Here is a 16,068-nt window from a genome sequence, read left to right on the forward strand (position 1 = left end):
GTTTCGACGTCGACGACCTCGCCGAGGCCGGGGCCCGGCTGCTGTCCCAGGGCGCCACCCGCCCCCAGCCGGACCCGACCGCTTCCCGGTCCTCACGGACCCCGCGGGCCCGTCCCTTCCGCCCGGTTCCGCAAAAGCCGCGGACGACGGACCGAACGGCGTCAGGAGCACAGGCAGGGGTCGGTCTCGTGGCCCGGGCCGATGACGTCGCGATCGGGCAGAGCGCCTTCGAACGCCTGGATCTCGTCGACGGCGCCCTTCAGGTACTCGCCCCAGCCGTCGGCAGTGCGGGCACGTCCGACCTGGGCGGGCCGGTGCTCGTCCGGCCGTTGCGGAGGTGGCGGTGGCCTCGGCGTTCGTGCAGCCGTCGGCGTACAGCGTGACCGTGTCGGTCGCGTCGTCGTGGACGATGGTCAGCCGCGTGCCAGGGCCGCTGCTGCCGGCCGGCGTCGTGACCTGCGAGAGGACCGCCATGGGCCGGATGGCGTCGGCGTCCTGAATCCTGGCGACGACTCCGAGGGTGAAGCTGTCGCCGGTGTCCAGCACGGGGCGTCGAGCGCCGCTTCGGTCCGCTGCGTCAGTGCACCGTCGCCGACTCCTCTCACCCCCACCGCACTGTCCAGAACCGTGCGTTGCACCGTTTACCTGCACGGGTGCGATGCCGGCGCCTGTCACTGACGGGCGAGGAACGAGCTCAGTGCCGCGGAGAGTTCGGTAGGCGCCTCCAGCGCGATGAGGTGAGCGGCGGTGGGGAACTCGACCAGAGCGGCGTCGGGAATCTCTGTGGCGTACCGGCGGGCCATGTCCTGGAAGTCGGCGACGTCGAACGTGCCGATCCCGACCAGTGTGGGGACGGAGACAGCGGCGACGTCACCGGTTGTGGCGTCCTGGGAGTGCTTTTCCCTGGCGGCCTGGTTCACCAACGACGTCCGTAGTGGAGCGCTGAGTCGGTCGGCCAGTCCCGCGGCAACGTCATCCCACCCGCGTGCGGGCCCGCGCAACCACATGTCCAGGTTCACGCGAATGGCGGTGTCCAGGTCGCCGACGTCCAAGGCCGCAGTCTCGGCCTCGTCGTACGCGACCATGTCCGCGGACCAGTGGTGCCCCGGCCGTGGCGGGGCGAGCAGCGCCAGGGAGTGCACCCGGCCCGGGTGGGTGAGAGCGAAGTCCACGGCCACGCGGCCGCCCCAGGACGCACCCACGAGCCGGACGCGTTCGTGGCCGAGGTGGTCCAGGAGGCGGCGCAGGTCGTCGGTCTCGCTGAACGGTCCGGTCGGGGGTGCGGACTCACCGAAGCCACGCAGGTCGTACCGGATGACCGTGTGCCGTTCCGCGAGGGCGGGCACGACCGCGTCCCACATGCGGTGATCGGCGACGCCGGCATGCACGAGCACGACGGGCGGTCCCTCGCCGGTGACGACGTAGGAAAGGTGGCCGAGATCGTCGGCGAGTACGAGCATCCGCAGATCCTCGCAGGACGACAGCACAGGGGCCACCCGATAAGGGAAGGTCCGTCAGGAACCGCGGGACCGAAGCCGGCGCGACCGGGTCGTGGCGGGCCCGGCGCGCTACAGCAGTCCTCCCAGCGGCAGGACCCGCTCGGTGAGCTGTCCGCGCAGCCTTCCTCCGGTGGTGTCGGCTTCGGCGAGCCAGTCGGCGGCGATCAGCAGTTCGACGTGCCCGGTGATTTCCTCGGGCGGCAGGGCACAGAACGCGGCGGCCCTGTCCAGATGCAGTCCGCCGTCCTCGGCGTGCCCGAGGCGGCCGTCGGGGCGGATGTGGGCGGCGCTGTACAGGGCGAGGAGCCGGGTGGCGGCGCCCAGTTTCTTCTTGCGGATCTTCCGGTCGCCGACGGCTTTCTGAGCCCAACCGGAGATCTTCGAGCGGGTGGTTTTGCCGAAGACGAACGGGCGGGGCTGTTCGGGCAGCAGCATGGGGACGGTGACCGCGGTGGGGTTCTCGGGCCGGGAGGTCAGCGCCTCGGTGACGGTACCGGGCAGGCGCAGCCAGTCGGCGGCGACCAGCTGTTCCAGCACTCGCTCGGCATCACCCTGCAGCCAGGCGGTGAGGTCCTGTCCGGTGATGTTCCCGGTGCCGGCGCGCGCGGCCCGCAGGGTGAGCAGAAGCACCGCGAGGTGCACCTCGGCCTCGGGGTGCGGGGCGTGGTCCTGGACGTGGCCCAGCACGGTACGGGCGTGCACTGCCTGTTGCCGGGTCAGCAGCCGTTCCACCACCGGGCCGTCGGCGGGCCCGCCGACCCGGTTCTCGTGCATCTCGAGGGTGGTCTGCGCCGCCTTGCGGGCCCGGTGCGCCTCATGACGCAGGGTTCCGTCGCCGGTGACCTCGGCCCACAGGGCGAACGCACGGGCCTTGCGCTCGTGGAGTTCGGCAAGGAGGGCGAGGTCGGGCTCGGTGCGCTGCTGATAGGCGCGGAACGCATCCCCGAGCTCGATGAGTTCCACACGCAGTACGTCGGGCTGAAGGTCGTGCGGCACGGTCCGCTGCGCGATCTTCCCCCACCGCTTCGCCCGCCGGGACACGTCCCCCGGTGGGGCGGTGCGGGCGCCGGGCGCCACGGCGGATCCGGCGGCCGGGGAAGAAGCGTCGGCGGAAGCGGAAGCAGAAGCAGAAGCAGAAGGGTACAGAGGGGAGGGGCCGTGGTCGGAGAACACCGCCGCCACATTCCCGCCGGTCGGCTCCCGGCCCGTCTCCGGCTTTCCCGCCGCTTCCCGTCCCGCACCGATCGGGGCCGGGGCGGGACGGGGCGGTGGGGCGGTGTCCAGGACACGGCAGTCGGGAATGGCGGCCGCGCAGCGCACACACGTTTCCGCGATGCGCCACAGCCGCCCGGCACGGTTCGCGTGCACCATCAGGACCACCGGGCCCCCGCATCGCACCGTCCCCTCCGCCGGCCGCGCCCCGTCACGCCTGCCGGCGGGGACGTCGGAGGTGTGCCACGCACAGTCGGCGGCGCGGCAGCCGCACCATGCCCCGCCGCGCGGCCCGCCGTCCGCCCGGATGCGGGCCAGATGCGTGTTGACGTGTTCGACCGTGGCCTTGCGCCCCGCGGGAGTGCTGGAAAAGTGCTGATCGGCACAGGCCGGGCGGGAGCAGGAGAGCCGGACCGTGCCGGCGGAGGGGCGGCCGTAGGGGTCCAGGCGCACCGTCCACACCCTCCCCGTGACGCGCTCCTGCTGCGTACCGGCTTCCACCGTCATGTGTGCACTCCCAGCGTTGCCTGATCCGTTGTCCGGGCGGTCCCCATCATCGGGGAAACCTGCCGACCAGTCGCTGCGAAACGGAAATTTCACCCTGGCGTGCCCCGGTGACGGCGTGGGTGACGATCGGGCACACCGCGTCGCCACGCCGGACTCCGGTGCGGGAGCCGTCGCTGCGCATGCGGTCGGGTGCCGCCGCTGGGCGGCACCCGACCGGACGACCGGAGCGGAATCACTTCCGGGGCGCGGCCCCGCGCTCCTTCAGCAAGGCGGTCATCAACTCCACCTCCGACTGCTGGCCCTCGACCATGCTCTGCGCCAGCTTCCGCTCGGTGTCCACCTCGCACTGCGAGACACAGGCGCGGGCCATGTCGACGCCGCTGATGTGGTGGTCGATCATGAGCTGGAGGTAGAGGATCTCCGCCTGATCGTCCTCGAGCTCACCGAGCCGGTCGAGTTCCGCGGCCGTGGCCATGCCCGGCATCAGGGACCCGCCCTTCGACCCGTGGTCCTCGTGGCCACCGTGCATCCACGTCATGTACCCGTCGGGCGAGATCTTCGGCAGCTCCCACAGATCGAGCCAGCCGAGCATCATGCCGCGCTGGTTGGCCTGAGTCTGCGCGATGTCGTACGCGAGACGCCGGATGTCCTCGTCGGCCGTACGGTCACGGACGATGTACGACATCTCCACCGCCTGCTGGTGGTGGACGGCCATGTCACGAGCGAACCCCGCATCGGCGGAGTCCGCAGCCGGAACGCCGGCCGTCTGCTCGTTCTCCTTGCTCACCATGACCAGGACCGACAGGGCCACGACCACGGCGACGAGGGCCGCCGCGCCGACGGTCAGCCAGCGGGTGAGGCCGGGTCGTGGGCCGTGTGCCTCTCCCGGGTCCGTGGCTCGTTCCGTCATGACCGTGCCGGTCATGACGCCATCAGGCCGCCCGAGCAGGCGGCACCCGGCTCAGGGGTCTGGGGCCCCTGGACGTACTTGGTGAAGAACTGGTCGATCCGCGGATCCGATGCCTTGTCCACGGTGAGCTGGCGCCCCCAGGCCGACAGCATGATCGCCCCGGACTGGTTCGTGACCGGGCTCATCAGGCTGTAGGGGGTCTGGGAAACCTTGTCCCCGAGAGCCTCGATGTCGGCGTCGGCGGCCTTGTCGTTGTAGGTGACCCAGACCGCGCCGTGCTCGAGGGAGTGGACGGCGTTCTCGTTCGGTATCGCCTCGGTGTAGACGGTGCCCTCGCAGGTCATCCACGCCTGGCTGTGGTCGCCGCCGACCGGTGGGCTCATCGCGTACTTCACGGCGCCCTGGACGTGGTTCCGGGTGAGCTTCTTCGCCTCCCAGGTCTTCTCACCCTGTACGGGCTTCTTCGCCTCGGCCGCCTGCTGCTCGCTCTTCTCGTTGGCGCTGTTGAGGGCGTACCCGCCCCACCCGACCAGCCCCGCGACGATGACCGTGCTGAGCGTGATGGTGATGACGCGGCGACGACGCTCCCGCCCTCTCTCGACGCGACGCATCTCTTCGACGCGGGCCTTGCGGGCAGCCGCGGCTTCCTTCTTGCTGGTCTTGCTCATGACTGAGTGAGTCCTTCTCCCGCCGTTCGGCGGTGGGTGCAGGGGTGATGGACGGATACCGCTCGGCACCTGCGCGAACGTGAGCGCGGGGCGCGGCGGGGCACCGTCAGGTCCGTTGCACCTGGAGGACGTGGAGGTCGGGAGCGCCGTGCACCGGCGGGGGCTGTGCGAGGACCGCGGGGTGCCGCTCCGGACACGGGAAGCCCGGCACACGGGTCAGGACCAGGGGCGGAGTCTGCGTCGGCGCGCCGAGTGCGGCCGGTACGTCGTGGACGACAGGGGAACAGCAGGGATTGCCGGGGGAGCAGTCGCCCTGCCCGACGAGGGACATGACGGGATGCTCGGCCGGGGACCCCGCCGCCACCGTCCTGTCCGCGGACAGGGCCGTCGGGGGAGCGGCGTCGCCCTCGGCGCCACTGTGCCCCGCGTACCCCAGGCACACCACCAGGGCGGCGAGCAGGACGGCGAGGGCAGGGCAGAGGACCGCGGTGCGAACAGTCCACCGCGGGCCGTGTCCTCTGTCTTGCGCCGACTGCGCACAGCTCCTCATCACGAGTGATGTTAAGCGGTCCCCGCGGGAGACCTGATGGCCGGTCCCGGACTGTCAGTGATCACGCCCGTTCGTGTGGACCGGAGTGGACGGAGGCGCGGGACGCCCCATGGTGCGAACGGCCGGCGTCGCGGCCGCTCTCGAGGTGTGCGGGCCGTGCACGAGGTACTCGCGAGGCGTGTGCGCGGGTTCCCCCCCTCCTCGAAAATACCCCCCGGGGTACCTGTGTTACTGTCGATGACATACCCCCGGGGGTAATTCTTCACTGGAAGGGAGTGCCTCGTGTTCTTCGTCGACACGATCGAGGTGCAGGGGCTCGGCAACCGCGGTTATCTGGCGGGAGGCGAGCGGACGGCGGTGGCGGTCGACCCGCCGCGCGACATCGACCGGGTGATCGCGGCGGCCGTACGGCGCGGGGTGCGGATCTCGCACGTCGTCGAGACGCACCTGCACAACGACTACGTCACCGGTGGTCCGGAGCTGGCCCGGATCACCGGCGCCGCCTACCTCGTGCCCGCCGGGGCCCGTGTCGCCCTCGCGCGCGTACCGGTGCACGACGGTGACCACGCGGACATCGACGCCGCTGCCGGTCTGACCCTGCGCGCCCTGGCCACGCCCGGCCACACCCCGCACCACACCTCCTACGTGCTGGAGGAGAACGGCACGGCACGCGCGGTCTTCACCGGCGGCTCGCTGCTGATCGGTACCGTCGGGCGCCCGGACCTCGTGGAGCCGCGCCTGACCGAGCGCCTGGCCCGGGCACAGCACGCCTCCGCGCGCCGGCTCGCCGCCGAGCTGCCCGAGGAGACGGCGGTGCTCCCCACGCACGGCTTCGGCAGCTTCTGCTCGTCCACCCAGGCCGAGGGCGACAGCACGACGATCGGCAAGGAGAAGGAGTCCAACGAGGCCCTCTCCCGGGACGTGGACACCTTCGTCGCCGACCTGCTGGCCGGCCTGGACGACATCCCCGCCTACTACGCGCACATGGGACCGGTCAACGCCACGGGCCCCGCGCCCGTCGACCTGACCCGGCCCGCCCTCGCCGACGCCGAGGAGATCGCCGCCCGGCTGGCGGCGGGGGAGTGGGTGGTGGACCTGCGCAACCGCGTCGCCTTCGCCGACGAACACGTCTCCGGCTCGTTCAACTTCGAGGCCGAAGGGCAGCTCGCCACCTATCTGGCCTGGCTGATCCCCTGGGGCAAGCCCGTCACACTGCTCGCCGAGTCGTCCGAGCAACTCGCCGTCGCCCAGCGCGAGCTGGTCCGCGTGGGCATCGACCGCCCGGCCGCCGCGGCCACCGGAGGACCGGCCGACTGGGTGCGCGAGGGCGAGGAGCCGGCCTCCTTCCCGCGGGCGACCTTCGCCGACCTCGCCGGCCGGCACCCCGCGGAGGGCGTCGTCGTCCTCGACGTCCGGCGTGATGCGGAGCGGGCAGGCGGACACGTCCGGGGCTCGGTGCACATTCCGGTCCACACCCTGCACAGGCGCCTCGACGAGGTCCCCGAGGGTGAGGTGTGGGTGCACTGCGCGGGCGGTGTGCGTGCCGCCGTCGCCGCCTCCCTTCTGGACGCCGCGGGGCGTGACGTCGTCGCCGTGGACGACTCCTTCGACGCGGCCGGGCGGGCCGGACTCACCGTCCGCAAGGGCTGACGGCGGCTGACGGCACGGATGCCGCAGCGGGCCGCGCCGGCCCTTCGCGCCGGCATGAGAAACACAGGAGCAGGAAACCGACATGAGCGTCTTCCGGCGAGGCCGCAGCGGCCCGGACCGCGTGACCGTGCGGCAGGCGGAGCACGCTCCCCGAGCCGGCCGCCCGCCGCTGTCCACGCCGGCCGCCCGGGCCGCGGCGGGGCTGCCGGTGACGGACCCGCACGGCGCGAACGGCGCCCTCACGTGAGCGCTCTCGCCCTCGCCCTGGTGGCCGGGGCCATGATCGGTCTGGCACTCGGTGCGCTCGGAGGCGGCGGTAGCGTGCTGGCCGTCCCGGCCCTGATCTACCTGCTCGGCTTCACCCCGGTCGAGGCCACCACCGCGAGTCTGGCCGTCGTCGCGTTCACCTCGGTCGCCGCATTGCCCGCGCACGCCCGTGACGGCCGGGTGCGGTGGCGTACGGGGATGCTGTTCGCAGCGGCCGGGACCGGCCCGGCGATGCTGGGCGGCGCGCTCGCCGGACGCCTTCCGGAGACGGTGCTGACGGCGGCGTTCGCCGTGGTGGCGGCAGCGGCCGCGCTGCGCATGCTGCGGGCCCGGCCGCTCGCGGACACCGTCGTGCCGGTCCGGCCGGGCCGCGCGGCGGTAACCGGCGCCGGGATCGGCGCCGTCACCGGCGTGCTCGGCGTCGGGGGCGGCTTCCTCGCCGTGCCGGCGCTGGTGGGCGTGCTCGGCCTGCGCATGCGTGAGGCGGTGGGCACCAGCCTGCTGGTCATCACCGTCAACTCCCTGGCCGCGCTGGCGATGCGCGCCGGCACGCTCGACACGTTGGACTGGGCGGTCGTCGGACCCTTCGCCGGAGCGGCGGTCCTCGGCGCATGGGACGGGAAGCGGCTGGCCGCGAAGGTCTCCGGAGGCGCACTCCGGCGGATCTTCGCCGGGGTGCTGTCGGCCGTGGCCGCCCTCATGCTGCTCGACGCGGTGATGATGTGACGCGCCGCGGCCCGTACACCCCGGCGAGCCCTGCGCCGGGAAGGCGAGCCCCTACGCCAGGGACAGGAACAGCTTCTCCAGCCGGGCGCGCATCTGCTCGGTGTCCTCCCCGTTCTTACGACCGGACTCCATGTCCACCACGCACCGCTGCAGGCCCGTCGCGATGATCGCGAAGCCGGCCCGGTCGAGCGCGCGGGAGGCCGCGGCGAGCTGCATGACGACCTCCTCGCAGTCGCGCCCCTCCTCGATCATCCGGATCACCCCGGAGATCTGGCCCTGCGCCCGGCGCAGCCGGTTCAGCACGGCCTTCAGTTCCGCACCCTCGAGCTCCAGTTCCACGACCACTCCTCGAAAAATACCCCTAGGGGTACTGTACGTCCCGGTTCGGGATCACGTCGACCACCAAGGATCACACCTGACATGACCAGCCCCCTCACCCCGGTCACCCTCGGCACCGACCAGGCCCGGACCCGCCTCGACGAACTCACCGTCATCGACGTGCGCACGCCCGCCGAGTACGCCTCCGGCCATCTGCCCGGAGCCCTGAACATCCCCCTGGACCACGTCCGGCGCGCCCTGCCCGAGATCCGGCACGCCGCCGAGCGGGGAGACGTGCTTCTCGTGTGCGCCTCCGGGGCCCGTTCCAAGAACGCCTGCACACTGCTGGCCGAACAGGGCGTCCCCACCGCCACGCTCGCCGGAGGCACCGGCGCCTGGGCCGCCGAGGGCCACGAACTGCACCACCCCGCCGTCTGCGCCACCACCCCGGCCGGATGGAGCATGGAGCGCCAGGTCCGTTTCACGGCCGGCACCCTGGTGCTCCTCGGCCTCGTGCTCGGCCTGCTCGTGCATCCGGCGTTCCAGCTGCTCTCGGCCGGTGTCGCGGGCGGCCTGGTCTTCTCCGCGCTCACCGACACCTGCGGCATGGCGGTCGTGCTGGCCAAGCTGCCCCACAACCGCCCCCGCGCGGCCGACCTCGACGCCGCGCTCGCCGCCCTGCGCGGCCGCTGAGCCCTGCGGGGCCGACCGGGCCGGCCGTCCCCCGAGGGCCGACCGGCCCAAGCGGATGTCCCGGTCGTCGAACAGACTGGAGGTGCGGGACCCCGGCGTTGCGCCGGTGCTCGGCGCACACCTTGCTGACGGCGCGCCGCCGGGTTCCGCACCCCACCGGCGAGCAAGAGAGCGAGGGTCGTCATGAAGGGCTACGTCTTCCACGGTCCCGGACAGGCTTCCTGGGAAGAGGTCCCGGACCCCGGCATCAAGGAACCCACCGACGCGATCGTCCGGGTCGACGCCGTGACCATCTGCGGAACGGACCTGCACATCCTCAAGGGGGACGTGCCCGAGGTGCGGCCCGGCACCGTGCTGGGGCACGAGGCGGTCGGCGAGATCGTCGAGGTGGGAAGCGACGTGCGCACGGTGCGCCCGGGGGACCGGGTGCTGGTCTCCTGCATCAGCGCCTGCGGACGGTGCCGGTACTGCCGCGAGAGCATGTACGGCCAGTGCCGGGGCGGTGGGGGCTGGATCCTCGGGCACCTGATCGACGGAACCCAGGCAGAGTACGTCCGTGTGCCGTACGCCGACCTGTCCGTGCACCCGCTGCCCGGAGCTCTGGCCGGTCAGGACGCCGTGCTGCTGGCCGACATCTTCCCCACCGCCTACGAAGTGGGCGTGCTCAACGGAAGGGTGAGGCCCGGGGACACCGTCGTGGTCGTCGGGGCCGGCCCCATCGGGCTGGCGGCCATTGCCACCGCCCGGCTTTTCGCCCCCGAGCGGATCGTCGCGGTCGACCTGGCCGACGCCAGGCTCGAGGCCGCCAGGAGTCTCGGCGCCGACGCCGTGGCCGACGCGCGGGAAGCCCCCGAGCAACTGGTCACCGACCTCACGGACGAGCTCGGCGCGGACGTCGTCATCGAGGCGGTCGGTGTGCCGGAGACCTTCGAGATGTGCACGCGCATGGTCCGGCCCGGCGGGCACGTGGCCAATGTCGGTGTGCACGGCAAGCCCGCGGCCCTGCATCTGGAAGACCTGTGGATCAAGAACGTGACCATCACCACGGGCCTGGTCGACACCCGTTCCACGCCGACGCTGCTGCGGATGGCGTCCGCCGGCAGGCTCCCGACCTCACAACTGGTCACCCACACCTTCTCCCTGGACCAGATGGAGGAGGCCTACGACGTTTTCGGCAACGCCGCCGAGACCGGCGCCCTCAAGGTCGTACTCGGTGAGCCACGGCATGACGTCGTCGCCACGCGGACGACCTGACGGCCGGCAGGCGCGGCGCGGCGTGGCCGACGACTGGCTGCGCCGGCTGTGAGAGGAGGCGCAACACCATGACCGGCACCGTGTTGGTCACCTACGGAACCACGAACGGATCGACGGCGCGGATAGCCGAAACCGTCGCCGACGTCCTGCGGAAGGGCGGGTTGACGGTCGAGACCCTGCCCGCCCGGTCCGTCGCGAGTGTGACGTCGTACGACGCCGTGGTGGTCGGCGGTGGACTGTACGCCGGACGCTGGCACAAGGACGCCCGTCGGTTCGTCCGCCGGTACCGCCGCGACCTGGCGGAGCGCCCGGTGTGGCTGTTCAGCAGCGGCCCGTTGGACGCTACGGCCTCGGAACGGGACATCCCGCCCGTGCCCGGTGTGAAGAAGGCCGTCGCCGAAATCGACGCCAGGGAGCACGTCACCTTCGGCGGTTGTCTCGAGGAGGGCGCGAAGGGATGGGTCGCCCGGATGATCCTCCGCAGCGGAAAGGGCGGGGACTTCCGCGACTTCACGGCGATCGAGACGTGGGCGGCACATGTCGCCGACGATCTGACGCGCGCATGAGAGCGGGCTGGAGGACTGTGCCCGATCCAGACCCCGGTGCCCGGCGCCGGGGTCACCGTAATACCTGCGCCGACGACCTGTCGCCGCGCTGCCGCCAGGCCGTTTTCCGGTGTGAACGGGACTGTCGGCCCTCACCTTCCAGCCTCGCCCAGCTCAGGGTGGAGAGACATGGAAGGCCATGAAAGGCCATGAAAGGCCATGGACGGACATGGAAGGCCATGGAAACGCGTGAAAGGCGCGGAAAGAAGCGGTACCCGCTGTACCAGGAGGAGGACGGGTCGACGATGTACCCCAATGACGGTTTCCGTGAACTCGGTCGGCAGGAGTGCCTGCGGCTGATGGCCGAGGTGCCCGTCGGCCGCATCGTCTTCACGCGCCTGGCCCTGCCCGCCGTGCTGCCGGTCAACTTCCGCCTGGACGCCGACGGCGCGGTCCTGCTGCGTACCGCCGCGGCCTCGGAACTGGTCCGCGCGATCGACGGCGCGGTGGTCGCCTTCGAGGCCGACGACGTCGATGCGGCCCGGCAGGCCGGCTGGAGCGTGGTCGTCACGGGCCCGGCCGCGGTGGTGACCGACCCGGCCGAGCACGCGCGCCTGTCCCGCACCGGTCCGGTCTCCTGGGTGCCCGCGACGCGGGAGGTCTTCGTCCGTATCGAGCCCGAGCTGGTCACCGGGCGTGAACTCGTCGGCGGACGCACCCTGTACGGGGTGGGCCTGGCGGCAAAGGACGGCTGACGGCCGTCAACTGGTCCAGTACCGTGGGACGTTCGGCCCGCCCACCGGGTCCTTCGGCCCCTCCGGCGGACGCCGGCGGCGCGGGACATTGAAGGAGCAACGAGAGTCGTCCACCTCCTGCGCCACCCTCTGGAAGGGATGAGCACCATGGCAGTTCACGACAACCCCCACCGGCGTCCGGGATCCCGCGTTCCGTCCCCGCACCGGGCCGGGACGGCTCCCGTCTCCGCCGAGCCGGTGACCGCGGCGGCGACCGAGACCCGCGCGTACGTGCTCGCCGGGCTCCGTCTGCTGACGGGTTTCGTCTTCCTGTGGGCGTTCCTGGACAAGACGTTCGGCCTCGGCTACGCGACCCCCTCCGGCAAGGGCTGGGTCGACGGCGGGTCGCCGACCAAGGGGTTCCTCAGCGGCGTCGCCGTCGGGCCGATGGAGTCCACCTTCCACGCCTGGGCCGGGGCCGCCTGGGCCGACTGGCTGTTCATGCTCGGTCTGCTCGGTGTCGGCCTCGCGCTGATCGCGGGCATCGCCCTGTGGCTCGCCGCGGTCGCGGGCACCGTCATGATGGCGCTGATGTGGGTCGCGGAATGGCCGCCGGCCCAGCACCTGTCGGACGGTTCGCCGAGCATGTCGACGAACCCGTTCGCCGACTACCACCTGATCTACGCCGTGGTCCTCGTCGCACTCGCCGCCGCGGGCGCCGGCGCCACCTGGGGACTGGGCAAGGTCTGGGCACGGCTCCCCTTCGTCAGCCGCAACCGCTGGCTGCTCTGACGGCCGCGGAAGCGTCGGACCGGGCCACCTCCGCTCGTCGGCGGGGGTGCCCCCTCGTTCGTGTCCCCGCCGACGCCGTACGGTGAGGCTCCGCGCGACCGGGCCCGAGGGCCTCCGGTCACCTGCTGTCGCCGGCCTCGGTCCCGAGTCCGGCCGGCTCACCGCCGGTGGTGAGGAACGAGCGGCAGGCCTCGGGGATGACGGTGAAGCCGGGCGGCACCGGCAGGCCCAGGCGGGTCATCTCGGCCAGGTTGGCGCCCTTGCCGCCGAGCAGGTCGGCCATGTCCCGGTCGCCCTCGGTGAACGCGTACACATGACGGACCATGACGGTGCCCTTCCTTCCCGGTGCGGTCGGATCACATCTCGAGGACGTCGCACGACAAGCTTGGCGGTCAACCCCGCGGCAGCACGAGCGTGCACGTCTCTCCCGGTGCCACCGTGACGGCTCGGTCGGCGAGCACCACGCGGATCGGGGACTGCTCGGAGTCGGGCACGCCGATCCGCAACCGACCGCTCCGCAGTCGCACTTCGACGCCCCAGTGACCGCGGTAGCGCAGTGAGAAGCCGTATTCGGACAGCGCCGGAAGCGGCACCGGGTCGAGCCACAGGGCGTCCTCGCGGGTCTCCAGTCCCGTCAGGCCGCGCTGAACGAGGTCGAGGGTCCCCGCCATGGCGCCGAGGTGGATGCCTTCGCCGGTCGTGCCGCCCTGGACGTCGGCGACGTCCGACTCGAGGGCCTCATGGAGGTACTGCCATGCCTCCGCCCGTCTGACCCGGGCGAGGACCCAGCCGTGGACGAGTTCGCTGAGGGTGGAGCCGTGGCTGGTGCGCCGGAGGTAGTAGTCGACGGTCCTGCGCCAGATCGCGTCGTCCATCACGTACCCCAGACGCCGGAACAGCCACTGCAGTTCCGTGGGCGAAAAGAGGTAGCCGAGCATGAGGACGTCGGCCTGTTTGGAGGCCTTGTAGCGGTTGACCGAGTCGCCCTCGGCCTCGAGGATCCGGTCCAGTCGGCGGATGCTGTCGTACCGCGCGCGATAGCCGTCCCAGTCCAGTTCGGCAAGGTCGTCGTAGCCCTCGAACTGGCTGATCACGCCCTGGTGGTAGGGCACCCGCAACCGCCTGGACACCTCCTCCCACCTCGAGAGCTCGTCACGGTCCAGGCACACGTGCTCGAACAGCTCCTCCCGGCGCCACGCGGGAAGCCGCCGTACAAGGTCCAGGGCGCGGGTGACGACCCAGGCAGCGGTGACATTGGTGTACGTGTTGTCGTCCAGTCCTGGCCGGGCCGCGCCGGGGTAACTGTCGTGGTACTCGTCGGGGCCGACCACCCCACGGATGCGGTAACGGTCCGACTCCGGGTCGTGGACCGCCGTGTCCGCCCAGAAGCGGGCGATCTGCAGCAGCATCTCCGCGCCCTTGGTGTGGAGGAACTCCGTGTCGCCGGTGGCCTCGCAGTACTGCCACACGTTGTAGGCGATCGCCGACCCGACGTGGTGCTGGAGCCGGGAGTGATCCGGCAACCAGCGCCCCGAGCGGGGGTTCAGATGCAGCTCCTGGGTCTCCTCACGGCCGTCGCTGCCGCTCTGCCACGGGTACACCGCCCCCGCCCGGCCGGCCGCGGCTGCCGCCCGGCACGCCTGCGGCAGGCGCCGGTACCGGTAGGTCAGCAGTGCCCGGGAGACCTCCGGGAAGTGCAGGTTCAGATACGGCAGCACGAACAGCTCGTCCCAGAACACATGCCCCCGGTAGGCCTCGCCGTGCAGCCCCCGGGCCGGCACCCCCACGTCCAGGTCCGCGGTGTGCGGCGACAGCGTCTGCAGCACGTGGAACAGGTGCAGGCGCAGGATGTGGCCTGCCTCGCCGGGTACCCGGACCTCCGCGCGCCGCCACAGCCGCTCCCATGCGGCGACGTGGGATTCCAGGAGCGTGGAAAAGTCCGGGGCGCCGGCCACGCGGTCGACGGCCGCCTCGAGCGGGTCGGCGATCGCCGTGTCGCGTGAGGTGTGCAGCGCCACGGTCTTCTCCACGCCGACGTCCCGGCCCGGAACGACGGAGACCACCAGACGGTGCACGACGCGCTGCCGGGCGCGCTGCAGCTCCGGAGCCGGGGGCCGCCGCCCGGTGACCACGGTCCGGGCCGCCATGGCGATCGCGATGTCGGAGGTGCTGGTGCGGCAGCGCAGCCACACCGTGCGGGGCTCCTCCGTCCCTGTCTGCACGTGCGCCAGATGACGGCGCTCGAGAGACCGGTAACGATGCACGTTGCTGTTGATCACACCGCCGTCGAGGGCGGACTCGACCTCGATCTCCCCCGACCAGTCCTCGGCCGTGAAGACCGTCCGCAGCGCGGCCAGATGAGGGTCCCTCATGTGGACGAGGCGGGTCTGCTCCACACCCAGCACGCCCGCGTCGTCCCGATAACGGAACGTGCGGGTCAGCGTGGCCCGACGCAGGTCCAGGATGTGCCGGTGGTCGAGGAAGGCGCAGGTGTCCGGGGAGAACCACGGACCCCACGGTCCGCCGGCGGGGCGACAGCGAAACCGCAGGGGCAGCCAGTTCGGCAGGTTGACCAGATCCTCGTTCACCACCTGACGCCCCGCCACCCTCGACTCCAGACGGTCGTAGCAGCCGGCCGCGTAGGTTCCCGGGCAGTGCACCACCCCCGCCCGGCTCTCGGGCACCGCGCCGCGCGTGGCGAAGTAGCCGTTGCCCAGGGTGCACAGCGATTCCCGCAACCGCTCGGCAGCGGGGTCGTACCCCTCGTACTCCCACGTCCACTCCGGCATCCGCCGCCTCCACCCCTCTCCCTTCACGACACGTGCCCGCGTGGCGCCCGCACGACGGGGTTCAGGTTCTCCGGGGGACGACGGCGACCGGGCACGCGGAGTAGTGCAGCAGGGCGTGGGCGACACGGCCGAGCTGCAGACCGAAGTGGCCGTGGCGCCGCAGAGCGCCGACGACGATCAGGTCGGCTTCGGCCGACGCCTGCAACAGGACCCGGTGGGCGGGGCCTTCCACGGGCCTGCGCCGCACCTCGACCTCGGGGTGCTCCCGCATCGCCTGGTCCAGCGCGTCGGTGAGGTGGGTCGCGGCGCGCTCCTCGTGGGCACCGGCGGCGTCGTCGGCGAGGAGGGGATGGTCCGCGTGCTCGTGAGCCGGGCTGCGCCAGGCCCGTACGGCGTCGAGGGCGGAGCCGCGCGCCTCGGCCGCACGGAAGGCGAACCGCACGACGCCCGTGCTCGTGGCAGGGTCGCCGACCCCCACCACCACCCGCCCGAAGAGGCCCTGCCGGCTCTGTTCCGCACCACGGACCACGATCACCGGGCACACGGCACGTGCCGCCACGGCGAGGCTGACCGATCCCAGCAGCAGCCCGGCCATTCCGCCACGGCCGCGTGAGCCCGTGACCAAGGCGTATGACTCGCTTCCCGCGTGCAGCAGCGCGGACACGGCATCGTCGGGCTGCACATCGCCCGACACCTTCACCTCGGGATTGCGGAGCCGGGCACGTTCGACGGCGGACGCGATGATGTGCTCCGCCATGACCTCTTCGGCGGGGCGATCGGTCCTGAGGGAGGGGAGGGCCGCCTCGTAGCGCTCCCACAGGGAGGCATGGATCAGGCGCACCGGCAACCTGCGGCGTGCCGCTTCGTCCACCGCCCAGTCCAGTGCCTGAAGGCTGGAATCCGATCCGTCGACGCCCACGACCAGCGGGAGTTGCATGGGTTTCCTCACTTTCC

General features: G+C 72.0%; 17 protein-coding genes and 1 pseudogene. 9 read left to right on the forward strand and 9 right to left on the reverse strand.

The genetic code is table 11. The annotated features are described in order from the left end of the window. Nucleotides 1–343: 343 nt before the first annotated feature. Entirely contained in the window at nucleotides 344–499 is a 156-nt protein-coding gene (locus ACVW19_RS32295; RefSeq protein ID WP_457463953.1) for a hypothetical protein, read from the forward strand. Between the two features lie 172 nt (nucleotides 500–671). Here the strand turns inward: ACVW19_RS32295 and ACVW19_RS32300 are convergent, their stop codons facing one another. The 5 genes from ACVW19_RS32300 to ACVW19_RS32320 all read right to left on the reverse strand — a co-directional run bounded on the left by ACVW19_RS32300 (nucleotide 672) and on the right by ACVW19_RS32320 (nucleotide 5,346). Next, entirely contained in the window at nucleotides 672–1,496 is an 825-nt protein-coding gene (locus ACVW19_RS32300; RefSeq protein WP_457463955.1) for an alpha/beta fold hydrolase, read from the reverse strand. Nucleotides 1,497–1,568: 72 nt separating this feature from the next. Beyond that, the gene (locus tag ACVW19_RS32305; protein WP_457463957.1) at nucleotides 1,569–3,218 is read right to left on the reverse strand and encodes a hypothetical protein; all 1,650 of its coding nucleotides are present in this window, start codon (nucleotides 3,216–3,218) and stop codon (nucleotides 1,569–1,571) included. 232 nt (nucleotides 3,219–3,450) lie between these two features. Next, nucleotides 3,451–4,143: a DUF305 domain-containing protein gene (locus ACVW19_RS32310; protein ID WP_457463958.1), complete on the reverse strand. Its 693-nt coding sequence runs from the start codon at nucleotides 4,141–4,143 to the stop codon at nucleotides 3,451–3,453. Further along, on the reverse strand, nucleotides 4,140–4,796 hold the full coding sequence (locus tag ACVW19_RS32315) for a DUF3105 domain-containing protein (RefSeq protein WP_457463960.1): 657 nt from the start codon (nucleotides 4,794–4,796) through the stop codon (nucleotides 4,140–4,142). Before ACVW19_RS32315 ends, ACVW19_RS32310 begins: the two co-directional genes overlap by 4 nt. Before the next feature lie 106 nt (nucleotides 4,797–4,902). Further along, nucleotides 4,903–5,346 carry a hypothetical protein gene (locus ACVW19_RS32320; protein WP_457463961.1) on the reverse strand — a complete coding sequence of 148 codons (444 nt, stop codon included), beginning with the start codon at nucleotides 5,344–5,346 and terminating at the stop codon, nucleotides 4,903–4,905. A gap of 282 nt (nucleotides 5,347–5,628) precedes the next feature. On the opposite strand from ACVW19_RS32320, the gene ACVW19_RS32325 reads away from it, so the two are divergent. The 3 genes from ACVW19_RS32325 to ACVW19_RS32335 all read left to right on the forward strand — a co-directional run bounded on the left by ACVW19_RS32325 (nucleotide 5,629) and on the right by ACVW19_RS32335 (nucleotide 7,989). Continuing rightward, nucleotides 5,629–6,996 carry an MBL fold metallo-hydrolase gene (locus ACVW19_RS32325; RefSeq protein ID WP_457463963.1) on the forward strand — a complete coding sequence of 456 codons (1,368 nt, stop codon included), beginning with the start codon at nucleotides 5,629–5,631 and terminating at the stop codon, nucleotides 6,994–6,996. 82 nt (nucleotides 6,997–7,078) lie between these two features. Next, the gene (locus ACVW19_RS32330) at nucleotides 7,079–7,243 is read left to right on the forward strand and encodes a hypothetical protein (RefSeq protein ID WP_457463965.1); all 165 of its coding nucleotides are present in this window, start codon (nucleotides 7,079–7,081) and stop codon (nucleotides 7,241–7,243) included. Beyond that, nucleotides 7,240–7,989, forward strand: coding sequence for a sulfite exporter TauE/SafE family protein (locus ACVW19_RS32335; protein WP_457463966.1), 750 nt, complete (start codon nucleotides 7,240–7,242; stop codon nucleotides 7,987–7,989). Before ACVW19_RS32330 ends, ACVW19_RS32335 begins: the two co-directional genes overlap by 4 nt. Nucleotides 7,990–8,040: 51 nt before the next feature. On the opposite strand, the gene ACVW19_RS32340 is transcribed toward ACVW19_RS32335, so the two are convergent. Beyond that, nucleotides 8,041–8,328, reverse strand: a complete 288-nt coding sequence (locus ACVW19_RS32340; protein ID WP_457463967.1) for a metal-sensitive transcriptional regulator — start codon at nucleotides 8,326–8,328, stop codon at nucleotides 8,041–8,043. An 81-nt stretch (nucleotides 8,329–8,409) separates the two neighbouring features. Here ACVW19_RS32340 and ACVW19_RS32345 point away from each other — a divergent pair, with 81 nt between their 5' ends. The 5 genes from ACVW19_RS32345 (at nucleotide 8,410) to ACVW19_RS32365 (ending at nucleotide 12,325) form a co-directional block, all read left to right on the forward strand. Further along, nucleotides 8,410–9,000 carry a rhodanese-like domain-containing protein gene (locus ACVW19_RS32345; protein ID WP_457463969.1) on the forward strand — a complete coding sequence of 197 codons (591 nt, stop codon included), beginning with the start codon at nucleotides 8,410–8,412 and terminating at the stop codon, nucleotides 8,998–9,000. A gap of 183 nt (nucleotides 9,001–9,183) precedes the next feature. Then, nucleotides 9,184–10,254, forward strand: coding sequence for a zinc-dependent alcohol dehydrogenase family protein (locus tag ACVW19_RS32350; protein ID WP_457463970.1), 1,071 nt, complete (start codon nucleotides 9,184–9,186; stop codon nucleotides 10,252–10,254). Nucleotides 10,255–10,322: 68 nt separating this feature from the next. Then, the gene (locus ACVW19_RS32355; RefSeq protein ID WP_457463972.1) at nucleotides 10,323–10,820 is read left to right on the forward strand and encodes a flavodoxin domain-containing protein; all 498 of its coding nucleotides are present in this window, start codon (nucleotides 10,323–10,325) and stop codon (nucleotides 10,818–10,820) included. A gap of 284 nt (nucleotides 10,821–11,104) precedes the next feature. After that, nucleotides 11,105–11,554, forward strand: a complete 450-nt coding sequence (locus ACVW19_RS32360; RefSeq protein WP_457464881.1) for a pyridoxamine 5'-phosphate oxidase family protein — start codon at nucleotides 11,105–11,107, stop codon at nucleotides 11,552–11,554. 147 nt (nucleotides 11,555–11,701) lie between these two features. After that, complete coding sequence (locus ACVW19_RS32365) at nucleotides 11,702–12,325, forward strand: hypothetical protein (RefSeq protein ID WP_457463974.1); 624 nt, start codon at nucleotides 11,702–11,704, stop codon at nucleotides 12,323–12,325. 136 nt (nucleotides 12,326–12,461) lie between these two features. On the opposite strand, the pseudogene ACVW19_RS32370 reads toward ACVW19_RS32365, so the two are convergent. From ACVW19_RS32370 to ACVW19_RS32380, 3 genes and pseudogenes are all read right to left on the reverse strand, one after another. Further along, nucleotides 12,462–12,650: pseudogene (locus tag ACVW19_RS32370) on the reverse strand (PEP/pyruvate-binding domain-containing protein); the annotation flags it as partial. Between the two features lie 67 nt (nucleotides 12,651–12,717). Continuing rightward, on the reverse strand, nucleotides 12,718–15,114 hold the full coding sequence (locus ACVW19_RS32375) for a glycoside hydrolase family 65 protein (RefSeq protein WP_457463976.1): 2,397 nt from the start codon (nucleotides 15,112–15,114) through the stop codon (nucleotides 12,718–12,720). 61 nt (nucleotides 15,115–15,175) lie between these two features. Further along, nucleotides 15,176–16,051: a universal stress protein gene (locus ACVW19_RS32380; protein ID WP_457463978.1), complete on the reverse strand. Its 876-nt coding sequence runs from the start codon at nucleotides 16,049–16,051 to the stop codon at nucleotides 15,176–15,178. Nucleotides 16,052–16,068: the final 17 nt, after the last annotated feature.

The organism is Streptomyces sp. TE5632, assembly GCF_054061295.1.

What these genes read in the sequence shown, in the direction of transcription:
- ACVW19_RS32330 (WP_457463965.1), top strand. Translation starts at nt 7,079, where the DNA reads ATGAGCGTCTTCCGGCGAGGCCGCAGCGGCCCGGACCGCGTGACCGTG.
- ACVW19_RS32305 (WP_457463957.1), bottom strand. Translation starts at nt 3,218, where the DNA reads ATGACGGTGGAAGCCGGTACGCAGCAGGAGCGCGTCACGGGGAGGGTG.
- ACVW19_RS32350 (WP_457463970.1), top strand. Translation starts at nt 9,184, where the DNA reads ATGAAGGGCTACGTCTTCCACGGTCCCGGACAGGCTTCCTGGGAAGAG.
- ACVW19_RS32345 (WP_457463969.1), top strand. Translation starts at nt 8,410, where the DNA reads ATGACCAGCCCCCTCACCCCGGTCACCCTCGGCACCGACCAGGCCCGG.
- ACVW19_RS32320 (WP_457463961.1), bottom strand. Translation starts at nt 5,346, where the DNA reads ATGAGGAGCTGTGCGCAGTCGGCGCAAGACAGAGGACACGGCCCGCGG.
- ACVW19_RS32375 (WP_457463976.1), bottom strand. Translation starts at nt 15,114, where the DNA reads ATGCCGGAGTGGACGTGGGAGTACGAGGGGTACGACCCCGCTGCCGAG.
- ACVW19_RS32365 (WP_457463974.1), top strand. Translation starts at nt 11,702, where the DNA reads ATGGCAGTTCACGACAACCCCCACCGGCGTCCGGGATCCCGCGTTCCG.
- ACVW19_RS32360 (WP_457464881.1), top strand. Translation starts at nt 11,105, where the DNA reads ATGTACCCCAATGACGGTTTCCGTGAACTCGGTCGGCAGGAGTGCCTG.
- ACVW19_RS32380 (WP_457463978.1), bottom strand. Translation starts at nt 16,051, where the DNA reads ATGCAACTCCCGCTGGTCGTGGGCGTCGACGGATCGGATTCCAGCCTT.
- ACVW19_RS32310 (WP_457463958.1), bottom strand. Translation starts at nt 4,143, where the DNA reads ATGACCGGCACGGTCATGACGGAACGAGCCACGGACCCGGGAGAGGCA.
- ACVW19_RS32355 (WP_457463972.1), top strand. Translation starts at nt 10,323, where the DNA reads ATGACCGGCACCGTGTTGGTCACCTACGGAACCACGAACGGATCGACG.
- ACVW19_RS32315 (WP_457463960.1), bottom strand. Translation starts at nt 4,796, where the DNA reads ATGAGCAAGACCAGCAAGAAGGAAGCCGCGGCTGCCCGCAAGGCCCGC.